Source organism: Sulfitobacter sp. CW3, from assembly GCF_019392245.1.
In the GTDB taxonomy this organism is placed as follows: Bacteria; Pseudomonadota; Alphaproteobacteria; order Rhodobacterales; family Rhodobacteraceae; genus Sulfitobacter.
Genome location: NZ_JAHXRL010000340.1, coordinates 1 through 261, shown reverse-complemented (window position 1 = coordinate 261; position 261 = coordinate 1). Strand labels below are relative to the sequence as shown.

Below are 261 nucleotides of genomic sequence, written 5' to 3'. Positions count from 1 at the left end.
CAGAGGCTCAAGGACCTGCCCAAGCCCGCCAAGGCCGACGAGCCCGCCAAGGCCGCGGCGGCGGTGGCCCGCTGGAGCGCCCTGAAGAAGGACGCGCGGGCCGTGGAGAGCCTGCAGGTGGCCCGCCTGGAGGCGATGCTCGCCGGCGCCCGCCGGGTCCAGCCGACGGTGTTCGGCCCCTGCTTCGCCGCCCACCCGCTCGTGCGCCACCTCGCCCAGCGCCTCGTCTGGGCCACCTTCGTGGATGCCGACCCGCGGACC

At 76.6% G+C, this 261-nt stretch carries 1 protein-coding gene; it reads left to right on the top strand.

Annotated features, from left to right (window positions below; all coding sequences use genetic code 11):
• Positions 1–261: DUF4132 domain-containing protein (locus KZZ06_RS21335; protein ID WP_219581936.1), on the top strand; the 261-nt coding region annotated here is incomplete at both ends.